Genomic DNA, 22,941 nt, shown 5'->3' with positions numbered 1-22,941 from the left:
TGACCACCACGATCCCATGCGCCACTGACAATCCGAGGACCGCATTCCGCTTCTGCCCGGCCGAGGCGGCGTCGGGAGGGCGCGGAGACGGTCAGGACACCGGCCGCGAGTCCGCCCACGCCAGCTCGAACTCCTCGCGGTATGTAGTGAAAAGCCCGCTCTCACCCGGATCGCCCGACTTCACCACCCGGCTGCCGCCCCGCAGCACCAGGACCGGCGCCTCCATCCCACGGGTCCTGCGCAGATACGACTGGACGACGGCGATACCGTCCGCGCCGTCCCCGTCGACCAGGTACGCGGTGAAGCGGGGCGTCTCGTCGAAGACCTGGATCTCGAAGGCGCCCGGGTCCCGCAGGCGCGCCCTGACCCGGCGCATGTGCAGGATGTTCATCTCGACGGAACGGCTCAACTCACCCTTCTTGATGCCCAGTTCGCGCTCCCTGCGCTTGACCGAGCTGCTCGCCGGGTTGAGGAAGAGCAGCCGCACCCGGCAGCCCGACTCGGCGAGCCTGACCAGGCGGCGCCCGGAGAAGTTCTGCACGAGGAGGTTGAGGCCGATGCCGATCGCGTCGAGGCGGCGGGCGCCGCCGAAGATGTCCTCGGCGGGGAACTGCCGCAGGAGCCGCACCCGGTCGCCGTAGACGCCCACCACGTCCGCGTACCGGTCGCCGACCAGGTCCTCGACGGCGTCGACGGGCAGGCGGCGCGCGGAAGGCGTGTCGGTGCCCGAGCCGAGTATGTCCAGGAGCCTGGCCGAGGCGCGCTCCGCCTGGGCGAGGACCGCCTCGGAGAGGGCGCGGTTGCGGGAGACGACGTTCCGGGTGACCTCCAGCTCGTCGAGGGCCAGCTCGACGTCGCGCCGGTCGTCGAGGTAGGGCTCGAAGCAGGGCCAGTGCTGCACCATCAGCTCGCGCAGCTGCGGCAGCGTGAGGAAGCTGAGGACGTTGTCGTCGGCCGGGTCGAGCAGATAGCCCTTGCGGCGGCTCACCTCCCGCACGGCGACGGCCCGCTGGACCCACTCCTGCCCGGCGGGGCCCGCCGCGGCGACGACCCAGTCGTCGGCGTGGACGGGTTCGTAGACGGGACGCAGAACAGCGGCCACGACCGCGCGCAGCCGCTGCTCCACCAGATTCAGCCAGATGTAGGCCCGCCCGGCGCGCTGGGCGCGCGTACGGACCTCGCGCCAGGCGTCGGCGTCCCAGTCCAGTTCGGGTCCGATCTGAGATCCCGTCTCCATCGGCCGAGCCAGGGACACCGCTCCAGCGGGTACGTCCGCGGAGCTCCCCTCGTGACCCTCGTCACCAGGGGGCAGCCCCCGACCACCCGAGCTCACCCGCGCACCGCCTTCCGCTCCCGGACTCTCCCCCGGTCAACGATCAAGGAAGGGTACTCCGGGAGCGGCAGGAGGTGCAGCCCGATGGGCAGGGTGGTTTCTCAACCACCGATCGGCGGCTGGCCGTTCTGGTTCGCGAGGTCCTGCGGAGTGAGCGGGCTCATGGCGGTGACGTCGCGCGCGGCCAGCGAGAAGCCCTGCCAGTGGACCGGCATGGGCTGCTGGTCCTCGTCACGCGCGATGTGGTGGTAGCCGATGTGCACCCAGGAGATCGGGTGGTCCATGGTCTGGCCGTTCACCCACTTGTCGACGCTGTCCGGGGTGCCGTTGGGGCAGCCCGGGTTGTTGCTCGCGTACTGCTCGCACTTCTTGTACTGGGTGAAGTACACGTCGTGCTTGGTGAAGGGCCGCCCGGCGTGCTTGGTGCTGGGTCCGGGGACGAACTCGTACGACCGCGGGTGGCCGTCCTTGTTCTTGCCGGCCCCGCTGACCACGCGCCACCAGCGCATGTCCTTGCGGTCGCCCGCGATCTCCTTGGTGACCTTGGTGCGGGTGGTCTTCGTGGTCGGGCTGCCGTTGCCGGTGGGCGGGGTGACCTTGGAGTCGTACTGCTCGACCTTGGCCTTCGGGGAGCCGTCCAGGCCGAAGTTGAGCCGCCAGAAGACGTTGTGGGCGTGGCTCTCCGCCTTGGCCTGCTGGCCCTTGCCGATGGGCCAGCCGCGGTCGTCGCCGCCGTCGTAGTCGTACGGCGAGAGGCTGCCGGTGGCGCCCACGTTGGACGTGATGGTGCCGTCCGAGGAGAACCGCCACTCGGTTATGTACTCGTACCAGGAGGCCTTGTTCACGGTGTAGACGAGCAGGTCCTTGGCCTGGGCGGAGTAGACCTTGCCGGTGCCGCCGGTGCTCGCGTCGTCGTTGAGGCGGTACGCGTGCCCACGCGCGCGCGTGGTGGTGCACAGGCCCTTGACGTTGCCGCGGTTCGGGACCTTGACGGTCTTGATGGTGCCGCCGGGGCATTCACCGGTGTTGAGGTTCTGCAGGGCCTGGCCGAAGTCGGTGCCGGTGACGTCGTCGTACTCGGCCTGGCCGTCGTCGTAGGGGACGTGCACCTGGGCGAGCCGGGCGCTGGTCAGGACGGGGATCGGCTTGGGCTCGCCCTTCGGCTGGTAGCTGATCTTGTCGAGGATCAGGCCGGAGAGCGAGTTGTAGTGCCAGCACATGCGCCAGGTCGTGCCGCCGTCGACGGTCTGCTCGATCTTGTAGGCGTCGCTGCAGTCGGCCGGCGGGGCGGGGGCCTTGGCCGGGGCCGCCGACGCGGGGGCGGCGACGGTGACGGCGCCGCCGAGGAGCGCGGAGACCGCGAGGGCCATCGTGGCCCCCTTGCGGGCGCGCGAAAGTCTGTTGACGTGCATGGTGGAGTGAACTCCCTCGTACGAGGAGAAGTTGGTGTGTGGTCTCGTGCGCGGGCGCGCGGGTCAGCCGAGGCGGCCCACGGTGCGGGTGCTCAGGTCGACGACGAGGGCCCGGGTGTCGATCCACGGACCGTTCTTGACCTTGGTGACGACCTGGAGGCACCGGTGCTTGCCGCACTCGGTGAGGTCGGACGGCACGCGCTTCACGGTCTCCTTGCGGAAGACCATGCCGCTCAGCTGGAGCTGCTGCGGGCCGGTCAGGGCCTTGCCCGTGGCGTGCTTGAAGTCCTTCTTCAGGCCCTTGCCGAGCGGGTCGGCGATCAGCAGCCTGGCGCCCTCGGCGAGCTCTTCCTGGCTGGGCGGCGGCTGGACGTTCCGCGTGGTGACCGTGTCCTCGACCTTGCCGGTCTCCACATTGACCGTCTTGGTGATGACGGCGTCCTGCTTGTAGTCGTAGTAGACGACCTCGGCGCGGCGCGGCGCGTTGCCGGTGTCGGCCGGGTCCGGCTCGCTGAGGTTGGTGGACAGCAGCTGCGGGCCGCGGTCCCCCTCGACGTCCCGGGCGCTGGAGCGCAGCCGGCCCGAGGCCGAGGCCTTCTCGGCGCGCTCCATCTCCTCGTCGGTCAGCGGGTCGCTGCCGATGCCCTTCGCGCCCTCCTCGGGCGCGGCCTCCACGACGCCGTCCTTGGCGATGGCGTCCTGCTTCGCCGCTGCCGCGTTGGCCTGGCGGTCCCCCGACCCACCTGCCTCCGAGCCCGGCATGTTGACGCCCACCAGCACGGCGGTGGCGGTCGCCGCGACCGCCGCACCCGCCACCACCTTCCCGAGGTGGCGTCTGACTATCTCTCGCACTACTCCCCCTACTCCCCTGGCGCCCCATTCGTGGGCAAGCCGAGTATGTGGTCAGACGGTTAGACGGGTACAACTCCTGGGTGGTTGCCCCACTTTCCGGGCGACTGTGGCCGAAGTGGCCCCATCTTGCGGGGGCGTGAGTGGAAGAGTCGTATTCATGCAGGTCTGGCCTGGGCAGGCGTATCCCTTAGGTGCCACATATGACGGAGCCGGCACGAATTTCGCGGTCTTCTCCGAGGCCGCAGAGCGCGTGGAGCTGTGTCTGCTGCACGACGACGGCTCGGAGACAGCCGTAGAGCTGCGCGAGTCCGACGCCTTCGTGCGGCACGCGTACCTGCCCGGCATCATGCCGGGACAGCGCTACGGCTTCCGGGCGCACGGCCCCTACGCACCGGAGCAGGGGCACCGCTGCAACTCCGCGAAGCTGCTGCTCGATCCCTACGCGCGCGCGGTGAGCGGGCGCGTCGAGTGGGGCGAGGAGGTGTACGGCTACCACTTCGACGAACCGGACGAGCGCAACGACCTCGACTCGGCGCCGCACATGATGACGTCGGTCGTGGTGAACCCGTACTTCGACTGGGGCGACGACCGCCCGCCGCGCACCCCGTACCACGAGACGGTGCTCTACGAGGCCCATGTGAAGGGCCTGACGATGCTGCACCCGGACCTTCCGGAGGAGCTCCGGGGGTCGTACGCGGCGCTGGGGCACCCGGCGATCATCGAGCACCTCACCGGTCTCGGCGTCACCGCGCTGGAGCTGATGCCGGTCCACCAGTTCGTGAACGACCACCGTCTGGTGGACATGGGCCTGAACAACTACTGGGGCTACAACACCATCGGCTTCTTCGCCCCGCACAACGCGTACGCCTCGTGGGGCGACCGCGGCGAGCAGGTCCTGGAGTTCAAGCAGGCCGTGAAGGCGCTGCACGAGGCGGGCATCGAGGTGATCCTCGACGTCGTCTACAACCACACGGCCGAGGGCAACCACCTGGGCCCGACGCTCTCCTTCAAGGGGCTCGACAACGCCTCGTACTACCGCCTGATGGACGATCCCCGCTACTACATGGACACCACGGGGACCGGCAACTCGCTCCTGATGCGCTCGCCGCACGTGCTGCAAATGATCATGGATTCGCTGCGGCACTGGGTCACGGACATGCATGTGGACGGGTTCCGCTTCGATCTCGCGGCGACGCTGGCCCGGCAGTTCCACGAGGTGGACCGGCTCTCGTCCTTCTTCGACCTCGTGCAGCAGGACCCGGTGGTCAGCCAGGTGAAGCTGATCGCCGAGCCCTGGGACGTCGGCGAGGGCGGCTATCAGGTGGGCAACTTCCCGCCCCTGTGGACCGAGTGGAACGGCATGTACCGCGACACGGTGCGCGACCTGTGGCGGGGCGAGCCGCGGGCCCTCGCGGAGTTCGCCTCCCGGCTCACCGGCTCGTCCGACCTCTACCAGGACGACGGGCGGCGTCCGCTGGCGTCGATCAACTTCACCACCTGCCACGACGGCTTCACGCTGCACGACCTCGTCTCGTACAACGACAAGCACAACGAGGCCAACGGCGAGGACAACCAGGACGGCGAGAGCCACAACCGGTCCTGGAACTGCGGCGCCGAGGGCGAGACGGACGATCCGGACGTCCTGGCGCTGCGCGCCCGGCAGATGCGGAACTTCACCGCCACCCTGATGCTCTCCCAGGGCGTGCCGATGCTCAGCCACGGCGACGAGTTCGCGCGCACGCAGGGCGGCAACAACAACGCCTACTGCCAGGACAGCGAACTGGCGTGGGTGCACTGGCCGGACGGCGAGAACTCGCTGCTCGCCTTCACCCGCACGATGGCGATGCTCCGGCGCGACCATCCGGTCTTCCGGCGGCGCCGGTTCTTCCACGGCCGGCCCGTCCAGGGCACGCACGACGAGCTGTCGGACATCGCCTGGTTCACCCCGGAGGGCGAGGAGATGGAGGAACAGGACTGGGAGGCCTCGCACGCCAGGGCGCTGAGCGTGTTCCTGAACGGCAACGCCATCTCGGAGCCGGGGCCGCGCGGCGAGCGGATCTCCGACGACTCGTTCCTGCTGATGTTCAACGCGTCCCCCGAGCCGATCGAGTTCGTGGTGCCGGTCAACCACGGCCGCCAGTGGCAGCTCGTGATCGACACGGCGCACGAGGACGGGGTGCCGCCGGAGCCGGGGCCGAAGGTGCGGGCAGGCGACCGGCTCACGCTGACCGACCGGAGCCTCACGGTGCTGCAACGTCCGGCGTGACGCCGGCGCGGGACGGCTGGTGACGGTGGGGTTCCTGACGGGCCGGGTCGACCGGGTCGGGGCGGTGGGGTTCGTGACGGGCGATCAGGGCGATCACGAACGCCACCGCTGCGGCCACGCTGCCGAGGGCGAACGCGGCCCCCGCGCCGTGCGACTCCGCGAGCCGCCCGGCCACCGCGAGCGTCACCGCCTGGCCGCCGACGAAGGCGCTCGCCGCGAAGGTCATGCCCTCAGCGAGCCGCTGCGGCGGCACGGCACGCTCGGTGAGCGCGAAGCCGGTGATGAGGTTCGGGGCGTAGATCGCGCCGAAGAAGGTGACCACTACGTAGAGGCCCGCCAGGCTGTCGGTCCACACCAGGGGGAGCGACAGGAGTGCCGCGGCCGCCGTCGCCACCCGCCACCGGGCGATCAGCCCGAAGCGCTCGGGCAGCGCGGCCATGGAGAGCCCCACCACCGCGCTCATCACGCCCATCGCCGCGTACACGAGCCCGGCCTGGCCCGGCCGGCCCAGCTCCTCGGTCAGCGCGGTGATGCCCGCGCCGCAGGCGCCGAGCAGCACACCGAGGAAGAGGAGCCCGGCCCGCACCACGTACACCGAGCGCGGCAGCGGCGGGCGTGCGCCACGCGCGCGTGCCGGTCCGGAGGTGTCCGCCTTGGGAGTACGTCCCGTGGGGTGCAGCGCGAAGGCCGTGCCGCAGACGGCCACCAGCAGCGCGGCCGCCCCGAAGGCGTACGCCGGGTGGCCCGCCACGGCCGCGAGGCCCACGAGGGCGGGGCCGAGCACGAAGGAGAGCTCGTCCATGGTGCTCTCCAGGGAGAGCACGGTGCTCGCCAGCCGGTCGTCGCCGCCCTTGGCGCGCACCAGCGGGACGACGCGGGCCCTGGCCAGCGGCCCGATCCCCGGGATCGTCGCGCCCGCAAGGGCGCCCAGGGCGACGAGACCGGGCGTGGGCAGGTCCGCGAGGGCGCCCAGGGTGTACGCCGCGATCGCCACGGCGTTGACGAGCGAGAGGACGAGCACCACGGCGCGCTGCCCGTGCCGGTCCGCGAGCCGCCCGACGAACGGCCCCAGGGACACCTGGCCGAGCGCGAGGGCACAGGCGACGATCCCGCCGGTGGCCAGCGACCCGCTGGTCTCGGTCACCAGCAGCACGCTGCCGAACTGGATCATCGCCACGGGGAGCCTGCCGAGGAACGACACGACGGGGAGCGCCGCCCCCGTCATCCGGATCACCGTGCGGTACGCGTCGCGGGTGTTCTGAGCCATCGTCCGACGCTAACGACGCCGTAGGGCGGACACGCATGAGTCGATGACACGAAAGCCTCCAGACCGGGTACGTACGTTCGCATGACGCGCATGACACCGGAGCGGCCCGGCTCCGCGGTACCACCGCCGCCCACCGCCACGTACCGGCTCCAGCTGCAGCCGGACTTCCCCTTCGCGGCCGCCGAGGCGGCCGTCCCCCATCTGGCCTCGCTCGGTGTCTCGCATCTGCACCTGTCACCGGTGCTCGAGGCGGTCCCCGGATCGACGCACGGCTACGACGTGGTGGACCACGCGCGCGTGCGGGACGAGCTGGGCGGCGAGGAGGGGCTGCGGTCCCTGTCCCGCACCGCCCGGCAGTCCGGGCTCGGCCTGGTCGTGGACATCGTGCCGAACCACATGGCGGCGGTCCCGCGGCACAACCACGCGCTGTGGGAGGTGCTGCGCGAGGGCCCGGGGTCGCCGTACGCGCGCTGGTTCGACATCGACTGGGACGCGGGCGGCGGGCGCGTCCTGCTGCCCTTCCTCGGCGGCCGGCTCGGGGACGAGCTCGGACAGCTGCGGGTCGACGGGGCCGTGCTGCGCTACCACGAACACGCGTTCCCCATTCGGGAGGGCACCGCGGAGCTGCCGCTGCCGGAGCTCCTTGACGCCCAGTGGTACCGCCTGTCGTGGTGGCGGCTCGCCCGCACGGAGCTCAACTACCGGCGCTTCTTCACCATCTCCGATCTCATCGGCGTGCGCGTCGAGGACCCGGACGTCTTCGACGCGACGCACGGGAAGATCCTCCAGCTGCTCCGCGAGGGCGTCGTCGAAGGCCTGCGGATCGACCACCCGGACGGCCTGGCGGACCCGGGAACGTACCTCCAGAGACTGCACGAGGCGACCGGCGGGCGGTGGACGGTCGTCGAGAAGATCCTCGCCGACGGCGAGCGGCTGCCCGCCGCCTGGCCGGTGGCCGGCACCACCGGCTACGACGCGCTGCGGCACATCGACGGCGTCCTCACCGACCCGGCGGGCGCCGGCGAACTCCTCGGCCAGTACCGCCGCTTCGCCGCGCCGCCCGCCGACCGGGGCGGCGACTGGGACGCGACGGTGCGCAGGGCCGCGTACAAGGTCGTCACGCGCGAGCTGGCGGCCGAGGTCGACCGGCTCACGCGCGCGGCGGGCGCCATCTGCGCGGCCGTCCCCGCGCTGCGCGACCACGCGCCGTGGATGCTGCGCACCGCGCTGCGGGAGCTGCTGGTGCGGCTGCCCGTCTACCGGCCGTACGCCTCCGGGGGCGACGCGCCCGAGACGGTGCTCACCGCCCGCGCCGCCGAGGAGGCCAGGGCGGCCTTCAGCGTGCCCGAGGAGGCCCGGACGGTCGATGTCGTACGGGACCTGGCGCTGGGGCGGCTGCGGGCGGCAGAAGCGCGCTCAGAGGGCCCGGGGTCCGCCATGGCTCCGGATCCTGACGTCCTGTCGGCCGTGGAGGAGTTCCGGGCGCGGTTCGCGCAGACCGCGTCGGCGCTGCGCGCCAAGGCCGTCGAGGACACCGCGTTCTACCGGCACGCGCCGCTCCTCTCGGCGGCGGAGGTGGGCGGGGCGCCCGAGCGGCCCGCGGTGCCGGTGGAGGAGTTCCACGCGTACTGCGCGCGCGTGCAGCGCGACTGGCCCTACTCAGGCACTGTCCTGACGACCCACGACACCAAGCGGAGCGCCGACGTCCGGGCCGGTATCTCCGTCCTGACCCAGTGCCCGGACCGGTGGGCCGACCTCCTCGTCGACGTCACCGAGCAGACCTCGCGCGTGGGCGGCACGTGCGCACCCGACCCCCAACTGGCCTGGGCCGCCTGGCAGACGGCGGTCGGCTTCGGCTTCCCCTACGACATGCGGCTCCAGAACGCCCTCCTGAAGCACGTGCGCGAGGCGGGACTCCACACCAGCTGGACCGAGCCCAACGAGGCGTACGAGAAGGCCGTGGGCGCATTCGTGGAGGCGGGCCCGTGCGGACCGCCGCTGTACGCGGTGGCGGCCTTCGCGCGCGAGCTCGGCGACCACGTGCGCGCCAACGTCCTGGGGGCGGCGCTGCTGCACCTGACGATGCCCGGGGTGCCCGACCTCTACCAGGGCACGGAGGGCGAGTACCGCGCCCTGGTCGACCCGGACAACCGGCAGCCCGCCCGCTTCCAGCCGCACGTCCTGGAGCGGCTCGACGCCCAGCGAGAGCCGTGGGACCTGTCGGAGGAGAAGCTGGCCCTCACCGCGACGGCGCTGCGGCTGCGCGGGCGGCGGCCGGAGCTGTTCGGTGGCACGGGCACGTACGAGCCGCTGGCCGCCGAGGGGCCCGGCGCCGCGCACTGCCTGGCGTTCGTCCGCTCCGGAGAGGTCGTGGTGGCAGCGACACGGCTGTCCCTGCGGCTCGCGGACGCGGGCGGCTGGCGGGAGACGGAGCTGGTGCTCCCGGCGGGCCGGTGGGCCGACCTGCTCGCTCCGGAGCGGGAGTTCGAGGGCCACGCGCGCGTGGCGGAGCTCTTCGCCGTGGCGCCGGTGGCGCTCCTGGAGCGCATCGCCGACGCGGGCGGCACCGAGGATGTGACTGAGGGCGTCAGCGAGGGCGTGACTGAGGGCATCACCGAGGGCGTACGAGAAGAGTCCGCGGGCCGCGCGTCAGCAGCCCCCGGGGGTCCGGTCTGAAGCCCGGCGCCCAGCGCAGTCCCGGCAGGGCGTCCAGCAGGGCGTGCAGGCCGTATCCGGCGGTTCGGGCCGCGAGCTCGGCGCCCGGGCAGGCGTGGCGGCCCGCGCCGAACGCGAGGCGGCCCGGGTCGGCGCGGCGGATGTCGTAGCGGTCGGGGTCGGCGAACCGCGCGGGGTCCCGGTTCGCGGCGCCGACCAGGCACGCCACGACGGCTCCCGCGGGCAGCGCGGTGCCGGCCACGACGACCGGGCGGACCGCGCGGCGCAGCACGACGGGGGCGGGCGGGTCGCGGCGCAGGGACTCCGCCCAGGCGGCGGGTATCAGCTCGGGCCGCTCACGGACCAGGGCCAGCTGCGCCGGGTCGTCGAGGAGGTTGGCGAGGAACGAGGCGAGCGCGAGCGCGGTGGCCTCGCCCCCGGCGCCGAGGAGCGAGCCGACGAGCCCGGCCACGGTTCCGTCCGCGAGCGGCCGCCCGTCGACCTCGGCGGCGCAGAGCACGGAGAGCAGGTCGTCGCCGGGCCGGGACCGCCGCCGCGCCAGGTGGGGGCGGAGCCGGGCGTCCAGTTCGTGGTGGCCGCCGCCGAGGTGGCCGAGGCCGTCGCGGCACCACCGCTGGACGCGTGCGGTGTCCTCGTGGGGCAGGCCCAGCGCGGCCACGACCGCGGCGGTCGGCAGCCACCGGCAGAACTCGGCGACGAGGTCGGTCTCCGGGCGGGCGGCGATCCGGCGGGCCAGGACGTGGGCGGTGCGCGAGGCGCCCGCGGCCAGGGCGGCGACGGCGCGGCCCCGCAGCGCGGGTTCGACCAGGGCGCGGTGCGCGCGGTGCGTGGCGCCCTCCATGTGCGCGAGGGTGCGCCCCGGCGGCAGCGCGACGAGCTCGTCCCGCGCGAGGGCCTCGCACACGTCCCCGTACCGGCTCACCAGCCACGCGCCGAGAAACTCGTCCCGTGCCAGGGGGAAGCTCTCCCGCAGCACGCGGAACGCGGGGTACGGGTCGCGCGCGACGGCGGGTGACAGGAGACCCGGCGCCGGGCCGAGAGGCGTCACCGGCACTTCGACGCGTGCGACGGCGGGGGTGGCCGCGGGTGGCGGATCCTCGGGCGGGACGGAGAGGCAGCGCACCGCGGGGCTCCCACCTGTGCGTCGGCGCGGCGAGCGGCCGCGCGGGTGTGTCCAAGACGACCACCGCGCGGCCCGCGCCGCAGGCCTCGTACGCCCGTCCGGGTGATGCTGCCCTGTCAGTTCACCGCGAGCCGGAACGCCATCCGGCCGAAGCTCACGGAGTCGCCGTCGCGGACGACTGCCGCGCCGGTCACCCTGCGGCCGTTCACCGAAGTGCCGTTGGTGGAGCCGAGGTCGCGCAGCACCCACATGCCGCCCTGCCACCGCAGCTCGGCGTGGACCCTGGAGACCGTGTCGTGGCTGAGCCGCAGGCCGTTGGCCGGGTCGCGGCCGATCCGCAGCGGGTGGTGGCTGTCGGGCGACGGCAGGAGCAGCTTCGGCAGGCGCTCGGCCTCCCAGGCCCTGCGCAGCTTCATCGTGAACCCGGAGACGGCTTCCACACCGCCGAGCACCATGCGCGACCAGCGGCCCTCGGTGCGCAGGTCGTCGGTGAGTGCGGCCAGCTCGTCGGGCCTGCGGGCGGCGAGCACGAGCTCCATGCGCCGCAGGAACGTGTCGTGCGAGAGCCTGCCGACGGCCGCGCCCTCCTTGAGTGCGTCCAGCGCCCGGTCGCGCTCGGCGTCCGTCACCCGCGCGGGCGCCGCCGGGAACGTGGAGAACTCGAAAGAGGATGTCACCAGGCAATTGTCGTGCACCCGCGCCCCGGGTGTCCAGAACGGGCGGACCGACGGCTGATCGTCCGCTTCCTCCCACGGCGCGACGGCTTCTGACGCACCATGGGACGCACGGTGTGATGGACAGCGGACGAGGGAGAACCGTCGGTGAGGTTCGAAGTGTGGGCGCCGGAGGCCGAGCGGGTCGTGCTGGAGTGTGCGGGCACCACGCGCGCGATGGAGCGCGACGCGGACCGCGAGGGGTGGTGGACGGCGCAGGCGGCGGCCGACGACGGCACGCGGTACGGCTTCTCGGTGGACGGGGGCCCGGTCCTGCCCGACCCGCGCTCGCGGCGCCAGCCGGACGGTCCTGACGGGCTGAGCGCCGTCGTCGACCACGACCGGTACGCGTGGCGCACGCCCTGGGCGGGGCGCGGCGTGCGGGAAGCGGTCCTGTACGAGCTGCACGTCGGGACGTACACGCCCGAGGGCACGCTGGACGCGGCGGCGGACCGGCTCGGACACCTGGCGGAGCTCGGCGTCACGCACGTGGAACTGATGCCGCTGTGCCCCTTCCCCGGGCGGCACGGCTGGGGGTACGAGGGGGTGTCGCTGTGGGCGGTGCACGAGCCGTACGGCGGCCCGGAGGCGCTGAAACGGTTCGTCGACGCGGCGCACGCGCACGGTCTCGGCGTCGTCCTGGACGTCGTCCACAACCACCTCGGCCCCTCCGGCAACTACCTGCCCGCCTTCGGGCCCTACTTCACGGAGACGCACCAGACACCCTGGGGCGCCGCGGTCAACCTGGACGCTCCCGGCTCCGACGAGGTGCGCGCGTATCTGATCGGCAGCGCCCTCGCCTGGCTGCGCGACTACCGCATCGACGGCCTGCGGCTCGACGCCGTGCACGCGCTGCGGGACACGCGCGCGTGCCACTTCCTGGAGGAACTCTCCACGGCCGTCGACTCCCTGGCCGCGGAGCTGGGCAGGCCGCTGTCCCTGATCGCCGAGTCGGACCTGGGCGACCCGCGGCTCGTCACCCCGCGCGCGAGCGGCGGCCTCGGCCTGCACGCGCAGTGGAACGACGACTTCCACCATGCGCTGCACACCGCGCTCACCGGTGAGGCGCAGGGCTACTACGAAGACTTCGCGCGGGCCCCGCTGGCCGCGCTCGGCAAGACGCTGACGCGCGGGTTCTTCCACGACGGCACGTACTCGACGTTCCGGGGCCGCGCCCACGGCCGTCCCGTGGACCGCGCGCGGACGCCCGCGTACCGCTTCCTGGGGTACGCGCAGACCCACGACCAGATCGGCAACCGCGCGCAGGGGGACCGCCTCTCGGCCTCCCTCTCCCCCGGCCTGCTCGCCTGCGCGGCCGCGATCACCCTGACGAGCCCGTTCACGCCGATGCTGTTCATGGGCGAGGAGTGGGGCGCCTCGACGCCCTGGCAGTTCTTCACCGACCACACGGACCCCGAACTCGCCGAGGCCGTGCGCCGGGGCAGACGCAGGGAGTTCGCGGCGCACGGGTGGGCCGAGGAGGACATCCCGGATCCGCAGGACCACGGGACCCGCGACCGGTCCTGTCTCGACTGGTCGGAGCCCGCGGAGGGCCACCACGCCCGGCTGCTCGCCTGGCACCGCGAGCTCATCGCGCTGCGGCGCTCCCGGAGCGATCTGACCGACCCCGACCTGGCGGCGGTACGGGTGGCGTACGACGAGACGGCCCTCTGGTTCGCGTTCCGGCGCGGCGACCTGCGGATCGCCGTGAACCTCGGCGGGGAGCCCGTCGTCGTACCGCTGGACGGGCGCCACGCGCGCGTGGTCGCCGCGTGGGAGCCGGTCGAGGCACCGGGCCCTGACGGGGTGGTGCGGCTGCCCGCCGAGTCGTGCGTGATCCTGGCCACCGCCTGACGCACCGCGCGGTCCACCGGCCGTGCGGCGCCTCGCCTATCTTGAGGGGCCTCACCAGGGGAGGCGAACCATGAAGCAACGATTTCTGGGCCGGACCGGGCTGCGGGTCAGCGAGTTGTGCCTGGGCACGATGATGTTCGGCAGCGCCGCGGACGAGGCGACGTCGCACCGCATGCTGGACGCGTTCGCGGAGGCCGGCGGCACGTTCATCGACACGGCCGACATGTACGGGCGCGGTGTGTCGGAGGAGATCCTCGGCCGCTGGCTCAAGGGCCGCCGCAGGGACGAACTCGTCGTCGCCACCAAGGTGTTCGCGACGATGAGCGACGCGCCGAACGCCGGCGGGCTGAGCCGCAAGCACATCCTGTCGGCGGTCGACGCGAGCCTGCGGCGGCTCGGCACCGACTACATCGACCTCTATCAGACCCACGTGTGGGACGCGACGACGCCCGTCGAGGAGACCCTGTCCACCCTGGACACCCTCGTGAAGGCGGGCAAGGTCCGCTACTTGGGAGCGAGCAACCACTCCGGGGCGCAGCTCCAGAAGGCCCTCGACGTGGCGCGGGCGCACGGCTGGGAGCCGTACTCCTGTCTGCAGCCCTTCTACAACCTCCTCGGGCGCGAGATCGAGTGGGAGCTGCTGCCCCTCAGCGTGGCGGAGGGCGTCGGTGTCATTCCGTACAGCCCGCTGCAGGGCGGCTGGCTCTCGGGGAAGTTCCGGCGCGACATGACGGCACCGCCCGAGGGCACGCGGGGAGCGGCATCCTGGAAGGAGCGCGCCACCGAGGGGACCTGGCAGGTCGTCGACGCCGTCCTCGAGGTCGCCGAGGAGGCCGGGCGCACTCCGGCCCAGGTGGCGCTGCGCTGGCTCCTGCAGCAGCCGGGGGTGACCGCGCCCATCGTCGGGGCGCGGTCCGTGGAGCAGCTGGCCGACAACCTCGGCTGCGTGGGCTGGGAGTTGACGCCCGAGCAGCACGAGCGGCTGACGACGGCGAGCGCGCGGCCGCTGCCCTACCCGTACGACGTCCTCGCGTACTACCCGGGGCGCGAACCGCGCACCGGCCCCCGCACGGACTTCAGTTGACGGCCCCCGGCTGACGGTCCTCAGTTAGTTGACGATCGCCATCTCGCGGGCGGTGGCGTTCAGCCGCCGCCCGCCCTCCTCGGTGACCGTCACGATGTCCTCGATGCGGACTCCGAAGCGACCCGGAAGATAGATTCCGGGCTCTACGGAGAAGCACATTCCCGGCACCAGCGGCTGCTCCTCGCCCTCGATCATGTAGGGCGGTTCGTGGGTGGTGACGCCGATGCCGTGGCCGGTGCGGTGGATGAAGTACTCGCCGTAGCCGAACTCGGTGATCACGTCGCGGGCCGCGCGGTCGATGTCCTGGCAGGCGGCGCCGGGCCGCACCGCCGCGCAGCCCGCCGCCTGCGCCTCGCGCACCACGTCGTGGACGCGCTGCTCCTCGGCGGTGGGCTCGCCGACGTGGACCGTGCGGGAGGTGTCGGAGCCGTAGCCGTCCAGCAGGCCGCCGAAGTCGAGGACGACCATGTCGCCGTGCTCGATGACGCGGTCGCCCGCCTCGTGGTGGGGGTTGGCGCCGTTGGGGCCCGAGCCGACGACGGTGAAGTCCACCTGGGAGTGGCCGAACCGCCGCAGCAGGTCCGCGAGGTCGACGGCGACGTCCGTCTCCCTGCGGCCCGCGAAGGGCACCTTCTGGATCTCCTCGTACGCCGCGTCGGCCGCCGCGCCCGCCGCCGCGAGCCGCTCAAGCTCCGCGGCGTCCTTGACGGCACGGAGCATCGGGAGCGCCTGCGTGAGGGAGACGTAGGAGGTGCCTGGCAGCGCCTGCTGGAAGCCGAGGAGATGCATCGCCCAGGCGTTGTCGCTCACTCCGAAGCGGCCCGACACGTCCAGGAGAGGCGCGGTGACGGCGTACGGGTCCTTGCCGTCGGTCCAGTCGCGCAGGGTGAGCGCGGGCGCGCCCGCGGCCCGTGCGGCGTCCGGGGCCTCCAGGGTCGGCACGACGAGGACCGGGTCCTGCCCGGCGGCGAGCACGAGGACCGTCAGGCGTTCGGTGGCCGCGGTGGGCCGGTATCCGGTGAGCCATACGAGATCGGGTCCCGGGGCGACGAGGACGCCCGCGAGGCCGGCGTCCGCGGCCGCCTCGGCGGCGCGGTCCATGCGTGCTCGGTAGTCGTCGGCGGTGAAGGGCTCGGGCGCGCTGCTCATGAGGACCTCCTGTTGGCTACGTCAGGAATCCTGCACCCGGCGGCGCACGACCGCGAACCCGGGTCCCGCCACGGGTTCACGTGACGGGCTCACGACGCGGGCTCCGGGGCGGGCTCACGACGCGGGTTCCGGGGCGGGCTCACGTCACGGGTTCGGGGGCGGGCTCACGTCACGACGCCGGGCCTGACCGACAGGGCCTGACGAGCGCCGCCCGCATGGCGCACCGTCAGGGTGACCAGCCCGCCGGGTCGCGCGGCACCGACGGCCGCGGCGAGTTCGGCCGCCGAGTCGATACGGGTCCCGCCGAACGCCAGCAAGGTGTCGCCGCGCACCAGCCCGGCCGCGTGGCCAGGGCCGGGGATGTGGACGCCGACCAGCAGGGCGCCGGACCCACGCAGGGCGTCGACGGCCTCGACGCCGAGGGTGGCGGTGCGGGGGTGGGCCGCGGACGAGCGGCGGGCCTTCTCCTGGGGGCTGGAGGGCTTCGCGCGAACGGCGGCCGAACCGCGAGCGGAGTCGGCACCGGGGGCGGCACCGGCGCCAGGAGCGGCGGGTCCGGGAGCCGGCTGTCCCGTCTCGCTCCGCATCTCCGCGAGCTTGCTCATGCCGACGACCGTGGCGCCCACCGTGCCGAGGCCGATGCCCGTGAGCACCAGGACCGCCGCGCACAGCAGCCCGAACAGCAGGGTCGTCAGGCGCTTGCCGCGCCGTCTCGCGGCGTGCGGCCGGTGGCCTCTCCCGGGCCGGGCAGGCTTTGCGGGCCCGGAAGGCCCAGGTGGCCCGGGTGGCCCGGGCGGATTGCCGGGCCGGGGCAGCTTCCCGAGGCGCCTCCCGGGGGCCGGACCCTGGCTGTGGCCGGGGTGCCGGCCCGGCATCGGCTTGGGTCGCAACGTGGTCTGATCCATGGCTCGCCTCCGGCCACAGCTCTACCCGGCGTGACCCCACGGCGACGCCTCACGAACGAGTGACGTCCAGCTGTGCGGTCAATGGTGGGCCGGTTGTGCGGTCAACTGGGTGGCCAGTGCCGCCGCGGGCCCGCGCAGGGCGCCCGCCTGGAGCAGCTCCGTGCGGTGGACGACACGGGGCGCCGTCAGCGGCACGGCGACCGTGCCCGGCGCCTCGTCGGCGACCGGCCGCGGCAGCAGGGCGAGGCCGTGGCCCGCCGCGACCAGCGCGGCGAGGGTGCGCAGGTCCGTGCCGTCGTAGCGCAGCGCGGGCCGGAAGCCCGCGGTGCCGCAGGCGGTGCGGAGCCGGGCCAGCGGCAGGCCGGTGCCGGGGGCGTCGAGCCAGCGGGCGTCGACGAGGTCGACCAGCCGCAGACCGGCGCGGCGGGCCAGCGGATGACCCTCGGGGAGCAGCACGGCGACGGGCTCCTGCGCGATGCCGCGCGCGGTCAACGGCGCCACGTCCGGGAGACGCAGGGGGTCGTTCGGGGCGGCGAGGCCGTCGACGAGGCCGAGGTCGGCGGTGCCGGTCGCGACGGCCGCGGGTATCTCTTCGCGGGGCAGTACGGACAGGGTGACTCCCGCGAGGGGCAGGGCCCGCACGGTGTGCCGAGTCAGCGCGGTCGGCGTGGCCGCGAGCGTCAGGCCCTGCTCGGGGGCGGCCGCCATGCGGACGATCTCGGCGCGGGCCGCGTCCAGCCGCAGCAGCAGGGGGTCGGCGTGCTCCAACAGGCGCGCGCCCGCCGGGGTCGGGGCCACCGGGCGGCGGGTCAGCAGGGCCGCGCCGAGGTCCTGCTCCAGGGCGGCGATGTGCTGGGAGACGGCGGACTGGGTGTAGCCGAGCTCGCGGGCCGCCTCGGAGAAGGAGGCAAGGCGGGCCACTGTCACATAGGTGCGCAGGAGATGGGGATCCATGCCCCCAAGGATCGTGCAGGGCATCAGCAGCGCTTATGGAGGGTGCAGATTTCATCGTTGGACGTGAACCACGGGCCGCGCCCAGGATGTTCGGCATGACCACTGCAACGCACGCCTCAGTCCTCGATGCCCCCGCGGCCCGCGCCGCCCGCATCGCCCTCGTCGGCGACCGCTCCCCCAACGTCACCGCGCACACCCGGATCCCGCTTCTCCTGGACTCCCTCGCGGCCCAGGACCACCTCGCGCTCGACCCGTACTGGATATCGACCGAGGACGCCGAGGACCCGGACGCCGTGCGCGGCTTCGACGCGGTGTGGGTGCTGCCGGGCAGCCCCTACCGCAGCGAGGCGGGCGCGCTCACCGCGATCCGCACGGCGCGCGAGAGCGGCACCCCCTTCCTCGGCACCTGCGGCGGCTTCCAGCACACGCTCCTCGAATACGCGCGGAACGTGTGCGGCCTGACCGGTGTCGCGCACGCGGAGAACGACCCCGGCGCGGACGACTTCCTCATCGCTCCGCTCGCCTGCTCGCTGGTGGGCCACGAGGGCACGGTGACCATCGCCCCTGGCTCGCTCGCCGAGTCCGTCGTCGGTGCCCGCACGTCGATCGAGCGCTACCACTGCTCCTACGGCCCCGCCGCCCACCTCGACACGCTCCGCGAGCACGGGCTGCGCTTCACGGGCGAGGACGAGGAGGGCCGGCCCCGGATCGCCGAACTCCCGGGCCACCCCTTCTTCCTGGTCACCCTCTTCCAGCCGGAACTGGGCGGCGACGGCTCGCGGCCGCACCCGATCGTGCGGGCGCTGGCGCGAGCCGCCGTGCACCACGCGGGCGTGCCCGCCTAGGGGCCTATCCGGAGTGGCCTCCGTGCCCGTCTAGGGGCCTACCCGGAGTGGTCCCCGTGGCCGCCGCCGTGGCCCGCGCCGTGGTCGAACTTCAGGGCCTCCTTCGGCATGACGACGAAGGGCCGCATCATGCCCATGTCCTCGTGCTCCAGGAAGTGGCAGTGGTACATGAACCTGCCGTACGCCCCGTCGAACTTGCCCATGACGCGCAGCATCTGTCCGCCGGGGACCCGGAAGACGTCCTTCCAGCCGCGCTCGTTCGGCGCCAGCGGGATCGGCCGGCCCGGGTCGGCGGCGACCGGGGTGCGGGTGCCGCCGATGGTGACGTCGAATCCCGAGACGTCGTACGTGTCCCGGCCGAGGAGCTGGAAGTCCGCCAGGTGGATGTGCATCGGGTGGAGCACCGGCGGGTTCGCGGCGAGGTTCAGGAAGCTCCACTGCTCGTGGCTGCCTTCGGCGATGGTGATGCCGAGGCCGTCGTTGAACGTGCGGGCGATGCGGCGGTACGTCTTGACCTTGCCGTCCTCGCCGCGCACCTGGATGATCCCCTCGGTCGGGACCTGGATGTCGCCCGGCTCCTTGACCTCGGCCATCTCCCATATCTCGGGGTGGCCGCCGCCGCCCTTGGTGGCGGGCGGGGTCAGCACGATCAGCCGGTGGCCGTGCTGGACGTCGTGCGTGAGCGGGCGGAACGAACCCGAGAGGACCTCCGGCAGCTCGAAAGTGTCCGGCTCGGCGCACTCACCGACGCGGAACTCCATGACCTCCGGATAGCGCACGTCGTTCGCCACGTCGGGCACGCCGGGGGCCTGGCCACGCCCCTTGTTCACCAGGCGGAGCCGCTGTCCGGCCAGTCCCCTGAAGTCGACGAGGAGGTCCATGCGCTCGGCCGGCGCGACGGTGAGCGTCGGCAGCGCCCCTTCGAAGTCGATCGGCACGGGGCGCGGCAGGAGGCCGCCGTCGCTGCCGATCTGGTGGAGGACGCCCTGCACGGGGTTGTCGTCCTCGTCGATCAGGACCAGGTCGTAGATGCGGGCGTTCGACGCGTTGACCAGGCGGAAGCGGTACCAGGCGGCGTCCACGTCGGCGTACGGCCAGATGCGGCCGTTGACCGTGGTGAACGGGCCGGTGAAGGGCAGGGAGACCGGCTTGCCCGTCTCCGCGTTCTTCGGGTCGACGATGGTGGTCTTGTGCAAAAGGCGGCCGTTCAGCCGGTTGTCGCCCTCGTCCGTGTCAAGGTTCCGGTCAGCGATGAGGAGGGGGATCTCCCGCTCCCCGCAGGGGAGTTGGAGCGCGTCCTCCTCGTCGTCCCGGACGAGGTAGGTGCCGTACAGACCGGCCATGACGTTCCACCGGGTGATGTTCATGGCGTGGTCGTGGTACCACCACTGGACCGCCTGGTGGTCGTTCGGATATTCGGAGAGCTGGGCGTCGCCGTACCCCACGGCGTTGTCCGCCCAGCCGTCGTTGCCGCCGCCTGTCTGGGCGCCGTGCAGGTGCGTCACCGACCAGGCGGGCAGCGCCGCCACGTCCTTGTTCGGCTCGACGCCGGCGCGGCCGGGCAGGGTGCTGGGCGGCGGGTCGGCGCGCGGGACCTCGACGGCCGTGACGGGATACTCGCCCTGCGGAATGCGGTTGGTCCAGGCGATGCGGATCCGCTGCCCGCGCCGCACCTCGATGGTGGGTCCTGGCACCGAGCCTTCGTACCCCCACATCAGGGTCGGCGGCAGTTGCGGGTGCAGGCGCACCCAGGTCGGCCGCAGCGCGATCTCGGTCTCCTCCCGCACGTCCGCCGGATCGGGCCGCAGGACCGGCGGGACGGTCAACGGCGCCACGAACGGCACCAGTTCGCCGTCGGCGGGCGCCTTCGCCTCTGCTTCGGCCTGGGCGTGGTCACCCGTCAGCCGGTCCGTGCCGCGCTCGTGATCAGTGCTGCGCTCGATGATGTCGGTCATGATGGAACACCCCCGTGTTCATCCCCCGTTGCGCGGCCGCTCGAAGGCCGCCTTCACTTCAGAAGACTCCCGGCGCCCCAGGGAAGTTCCACGAATCCTGCATTCCGGATGAAACCATCCGAAGGGGGTCCGCGATCGAGGGCACCCGCGGCACCCGCGGCACCTGGTCGGGCACGAAGCCGTGTGCGCGCCTCGCCAGGTCCTCCGCGCCGTAACGCCGGCACTCGCGGTGCCAGTTCACGATGCCCGCCAGCCAGTTCCGCAGATCCGCCACATAGCCGTCCAGGGCCGCCCTCGCTGTCCGCGACAGCGCGAAGTCGTCGTACAGGACGGGGAACTCGTGCGCGGCGACGTGCTCGAACTGCCGCATGCGCTGGGTCGTCAGATCGTGGACGACGCGCAGCGCGGTCGGATAGTCGCAGCCGAAGAAGTTCTGCACGACCAGGATGCCGTTGTGGATCTCGCCCTCGTACTCGATCTCCTTCTGGTACGAGAAGATGTCGTTCACGAGCATGGCGTAGTCCATGGCGGCGTTCTCCAGGGAGCGGACGGGTCCGCTGCGGTAGATCTCCGGCGGCACGGACGGGCCGTGGCCCATGCGGCACAGGCTCATGGTGAGCTCGGAGCCGAAGGTGGCGCGGCGCATCTCCAGATAGTCGACCGGGTCGGGGATGCGGCCGTACAACTGGTTGAAGACCTCCCACACCCAGCTCTCCGTCATCACTCCCACGGCGTCCCGCAGCCCCCGGCGCTGCGCGTCGGTCATGTCGCGGGTCGTGCGCCGCCACAGGTCGACGAGGCCGCGCTCCATGGCGTTCGCGGGCGTCGGCACGGGGTCGCCCGCGAGGGTCATGCAGGCGGAGAGACGCTCCGTGCAGAGCTTCGCGGCGGCGAGGTCGCGGCGGTGGCCGAAGACCAAGGGGTAGTAGTCGTCTCCGTAGGTGCCCCAGGCCAGCCACTGCGAGCTGAGGTCGAGGGCCTCCTGCGTGCCGTCGGGGTCGAGTCCCGCGGCGCACAGCGGAAGGTCGTACGCGTCGAGCTTGTCCTCGTCCCAGACGCCCTCCGCCAGGATGCCCGTCTCGTGCGCCCACCCGGTGAGCCGCTGCCGCGCGGCGTCCAGGCCCGGGTTGAGCCGCAGCGGGAACGGCATGTAGAGGTCGGGCACTTGGGAGGGGCCCACCTTCTGGAACGGCACGTGGGTGAAGGACCGCAGCCGTTCAGCCCCGGCGGCCGCGAGCAGTGCGCCCATGTCGGTCGCCGAGGTCCCGAGACCGGTGGGCCCGGCGAGCGGCGAGCCGTCGAGCGCGCCCTCGTTCATGTACCGGCTGGAGCGCAGGTGCCACTCGTGGCCGCCCGACTGCCAGTCCTGCAGTCCGCGCGTGTAGGCGGTGATCGCGGCGAGTTCGGGCGGGGTGAGGCCCTTCTCCAGGGCGAGGGCGGGCACTTCGGTGGCGGCCGTGTGCTCGAACTGGTGCAGCCGTGAGGTCAGGATGTCGTTGACGATGTCGGCGGCTTCCTGGGTGGAGCAGTCGAAGAAGGTCTCCAGGACGAGCACTCCATTGCTGAGCTCGCCCTCGTCCTGGACCTCTCTCTGGTACGAGAAGAGGTCGTTCCGCAGGTGGACGCCGTCACTGAAGGTCTCCATGAGCACGCGCAGCGGCCTGGTCCCGGCGACAGCCGCGGGCACTTCGGCGGTCGCGTACTCGATGAGACCCGCCGACCAGGGGGCGCCGCCCACCTTGCGGCGCATCTCGATGTACTCGACGGGGTTGGCGATCCGGCCTTCGTTGATGTTGGAGAGCTCCCACATCGACTCGTTCAGCAGGTGTTCCGTCGATTCCGCGAAGCGGCGGCGCCAGTCCTTGGACATCGAGGGCACGGTGCGCGCCCACAGGTCGGCCAGGCCCGCCTCTACGGGGTTCTGCGGCTCGGGCACCGGGATCGACAGGTCCATCGGCATGAAGAGCGGCAGCCGGTCCAGGTGGGCCTTGCCGGCGGCGCGGTCCTGGGTGCGTTTGTACATGTCCAGGAAGTGGTCGTCGAAGAAGAAGACCCACACGTACCAGTCGGTGATCAGCGACAGCGCGGGCCCGTCGCAGTCCGGGTGGGTGTAGGCGCACAACAGGCCGTAGTCGTGCGCGTCGAGGTCGCTCTGCTCCCAGATGCCGGAACCTTCCAGCATGCCCATCTCGCGCGCCCACTCCGCGGAGTGGGCGCGCGCCTCCTCCAGGTGGGGATTGAGCCGCGCGGTGTACGGCATGTAGAAGTGCGGCAGTTCGAACGGCTGCGTCATGAGCCCCGCCCTACCCGAGCCCTCCGGCCGGCATCCGCGCACGGGCCGATGATCGCACCATCGCGTGAATCGGGGGCGCTTCGGGGCGTGTCGGGGGCGCGCGGCGGTATGGGGCGACGGCGGGCAGGTCGGTGCTGGTGGCGCGGTTACGGGGCGGGGCCGGGGCGGGGTCCCGGGACCGGGCCGGGGCGAGGTCTGGGACCGGTCCGGGGCGGGGCGGAGGCGAGGCCGGGACCGGTCTCACCGAATCACCGGTTTCG

The 22,941-nt window shown here is 72.7% G+C and carries 16 protein-coding genes; 5 read left to right on the top strand and 11 right to left on the bottom strand.

Going from position 1 to position 22,941, the window contains the following annotated elements:
• Nucleotides 1-91 precede the first annotated feature (91 nt).
• From ACH4D5_RS23720 to ACH4D5_RS23710, 3 genes are all read right to left on the bottom strand, one after another.
• Nucleotides 92-1,333 (bottom strand): SAV2148 family HEPN domain-containing protein, encoded by a 1,242-nt coding sequence (locus ACH4D5_RS23720; RefSeq protein ID WP_398305931.1) that lies wholly within the window; start codon nt 1,331-1,333, stop codon nt 92-94.
• 101 nt (nt 1,334-1,434) lie between these two features.
• Nucleotides 1,435-2,745 (bottom strand): copper amine oxidase, encoded by a 1,311-nt coding sequence (locus ACH4D5_RS23715; RefSeq protein WP_398305928.1) that lies wholly within the window; start codon nt 2,743-2,745, stop codon nt 1,435-1,437.
• Nucleotides 2,746-2,808: 63 nt separating this feature from the next.
• Nucleotides 2,809-3,597, bottom strand: a complete 789-nt coding sequence (locus ACH4D5_RS23710) for a Tat pathway signal sequence domain protein (protein ID WP_398305925.1) — start codon at nt 3,595-3,597, stop codon at nt 2,809-2,811.
• 157 nt (nt 3,598-3,754) lie between these two features.
• Between ACH4D5_RS23710 and glgX the strand changes: the two genes are divergently transcribed.
• The gene (gene glgX / locus ACH4D5_RS23705; RefSeq protein ID WP_398305922.1) at nt 3,755-5,863 is read left to right on the top strand and encodes a glycogen debranching protein GlgX; all 2,109 of its coding nucleotides are present in this window, start codon (nt 3,755-3,757) and stop codon (nt 5,861-5,863) included.
• On the opposite strand, the gene ACH4D5_RS23700 is transcribed toward glgX, so the two are convergent.
• Nucleotides 5,838-7,130 (bottom strand): MFS transporter, encoded by a 1,293-nt coding sequence (locus ACH4D5_RS23700; protein WP_398305919.1) that lies wholly within the window; start codon nt 7,128-7,130, stop codon nt 5,838-5,840. The genes glgX and ACH4D5_RS23700 overlap by 26 nt on opposite strands.
• A 90-nt stretch (nt 7,131-7,220) precedes the next feature.
• Here ACH4D5_RS23700 and treY point away from each other — a divergent pair, with 90 nt between their 5' ends.
• Nucleotides 7,221-9,806 carry a malto-oligosyltrehalose synthase gene (gene treY, locus ACH4D5_RS23695; RefSeq protein WP_398306068.1) on the top strand — a complete coding sequence of 862 codons (2,586 nt, stop codon included), beginning with the start codon at nt 7,221-7,223 and terminating at the stop codon, nt 9,804-9,806.
• On the opposite strand, the gene ACH4D5_RS23690 is transcribed toward treY, so the two are convergent.
• The gene (locus ACH4D5_RS23690) at nt 9,742-10,929 is read right to left on the bottom strand and encodes a cytochrome P450 (RefSeq protein WP_398305916.1); all 1,188 of its coding nucleotides are present in this window, start codon (nt 10,927-10,929) and stop codon (nt 9,742-9,744) included. The two genes, treY and ACH4D5_RS23690, sit on opposite strands and share 65 nt — an antisense overlap.
• 116 nt (nt 10,930-11,045) lie before the next feature.
• Complete coding sequence (locus tag ACH4D5_RS23685; protein ID WP_398305913.1) at nt 11,046-11,606, bottom strand: FHA domain-containing protein; 561 nt, start codon at nt 11,604-11,606, stop codon at nt 11,046-11,048.
• Between the two features lie 144 nt (nt 11,607-11,750).
• Here ACH4D5_RS23685 and treZ point away from each other — a divergent pair, with 144 nt between their 5' ends.
• Nucleotides 11,751-13,496: a malto-oligosyltrehalose trehalohydrolase gene (gene treZ / locus ACH4D5_RS23680; RefSeq protein WP_398305910.1), complete on the top strand. Its 1,746-nt coding sequence runs from the start codon at nt 11,751-11,753 to the stop codon at nt 13,494-13,496.
• A gap of 70 nt (nt 13,497-13,566) precedes the next feature.
• On the top strand, nt 13,567-14,580 hold the full coding sequence (locus tag ACH4D5_RS23675; RefSeq protein WP_398305908.1) for an aldo/keto reductase: 1,014 nt from the start codon (nt 13,567-13,569) through the stop codon (nt 14,578-14,580).
• A gap of 24 nt (nt 14,581-14,604) precedes the next feature.
• On the opposite strand, the gene ACH4D5_RS23670 is transcribed toward ACH4D5_RS23675, so the two are convergent.
• The 3 genes from ACH4D5_RS23670 to ACH4D5_RS23660 all read right to left on the bottom strand — a co-directional run bounded on the left by ACH4D5_RS23670 (nt 14,605) and on the right by ACH4D5_RS23660 (nt 17,588).
• Nucleotides 14,605-15,729, bottom strand: a complete 1,125-nt coding sequence (locus tag ACH4D5_RS23670) for a M24 family metallopeptidase (RefSeq protein ID WP_398305906.1) — start codon at nt 15,727-15,729, stop codon at nt 14,605-14,607.
• Nucleotides 15,730-15,893: 164 nt separating this feature from the next.
• Complete coding sequence (locus ACH4D5_RS23665) at nt 15,894-16,634, bottom strand: PDZ domain-containing protein (RefSeq protein WP_398305904.1); 741 nt, start codon at nt 16,632-16,634, stop codon at nt 15,894-15,896.
• 78 nt (nt 16,635-16,712) lie between these two features.
• Nucleotides 16,713-17,588 (bottom strand): LysR family transcriptional regulator, encoded by an 876-nt coding sequence (locus tag ACH4D5_RS23660; protein ID WP_398305901.1) that lies wholly within the window; start codon nt 17,586-17,588, stop codon nt 16,713-16,715.
• Nucleotides 17,589-17,683: 95 nt separating this feature from the next.
• On the opposite strand from ACH4D5_RS23660, the gene ACH4D5_RS23655 reads away from it, so the two are divergent.
• Nucleotides 17,684-18,433: a hypothetical protein gene (locus ACH4D5_RS23655; RefSeq protein ID WP_398305898.1), complete on the top strand. Its 750-nt coding sequence runs from the start codon at nt 17,684-17,686 to the stop codon at nt 18,431-18,433.
• A gap of 38 nt (nt 18,434-18,471) precedes the next feature.
• On the opposite strand, the gene phsA is transcribed toward ACH4D5_RS23655, so the two are convergent.
• Together phsA and cyc2 are read right to left on the bottom strand one after the other, a co-directional pair.
• Entirely contained in the window at nt 18,472-20,388 is a 1,917-nt protein-coding gene (gene phsA, locus ACH4D5_RS23650) for an O-aminophenol oxidase PhsA (protein WP_398305895.1), read from the bottom strand.
• Nucleotides 20,389-20,446: 58 nt separating this feature from the next.
• Nucleotides 20,447-22,681: a germacradienol/geosmin synthase Cyc2 gene (cyc2, locus tag ACH4D5_RS23645; RefSeq protein ID WP_398305892.1), complete on the bottom strand. Its 2,235-nt coding sequence runs from the start codon at nt 22,679-22,681 to the stop codon at nt 20,447-20,449.
• Between the last annotated feature and the right edge of the window lie 260 nt (nt 22,682-22,941).

Origin of the sequence: Streptomyces sp. NPDC018029, from assembly GCF_044327655.1 — a bacterium.
Classification (GTDB): Bacteria; Actinomycetota; Actinomycetes; order Streptomycetales; family Streptomycetaceae; genus Streptomyces.
This window is presented reverse-complemented; position numbering and strand designations above follow the sequence as displayed.

What these genes read in the sequence shown, in the direction of transcription:
- treY (WP_398306068.1), top strand. Translation starts at nt 7,221, where the DNA reads ATGACACCGGAGCGGCCCGGCTCCGCGGTACCACCGCCGCCCACCGCC.
- cyc2 (WP_398305892.1), bottom strand. Translation starts at nt 22,681, where the DNA reads ATGACGCAGCCGTTCGAACTGCCGCACTTCTACATGCCGTACACCGCG.
- ACH4D5_RS23715 (WP_398305928.1), bottom strand. Translation starts at nt 2,745, where the DNA reads ATGCACGTCAACAGACTTTCGCGCGCCCGCAAGGGGGCCACGATGGCC.
- phsA (WP_398305895.1), bottom strand. Translation starts at nt 20,388, where the DNA reads ATGACCGACATCATCGAGCGCAGCACTGATCACGAGCGCGGCACGGAC.
- glgX (WP_398305922.1), top strand. Translation starts at nt 3,755, where the DNA reads ATGCAGGTCTGGCCTGGGCAGGCGTATCCCTTAGGTGCCACATATGAC.
- ACH4D5_RS23655 (WP_398305898.1), top strand. Translation starts at nt 17,684, where the DNA reads ATGACCACTGCAACGCACGCCTCAGTCCTCGATGCCCCCGCGGCCCGC.
- ACH4D5_RS23665 (WP_398305904.1), bottom strand. Translation starts at nt 16,634, where the DNA reads ATGGATCAGACCACGTTGCGACCCAAGCCGATGCCGGGCCGGCACCCC.
- ACH4D5_RS23700 (WP_398305919.1), bottom strand. Translation starts at nt 7,130, where the DNA reads ATGGCTCAGAACACCCGCGACGCGTACCGCACGGTGATCCGGATGACG.
- ACH4D5_RS23660 (WP_398305901.1), bottom strand. Translation starts at nt 17,588, where the DNA reads ATGGATCCCCATCTCCTGCGCACCTATGTGACAGTGGCCCGCCTTGCC.
- ACH4D5_RS23675 (WP_398305908.1), top strand. Translation starts at nt 13,567, where the DNA reads ATGAAGCAACGATTTCTGGGCCGGACCGGGCTGCGGGTCAGCGAGTTG.
- ACH4D5_RS23670 (WP_398305906.1), bottom strand. Translation starts at nt 15,729, where the DNA reads ATGAGCAGCGCGCCCGAGCCCTTCACCGCCGACGACTACCGAGCACGC.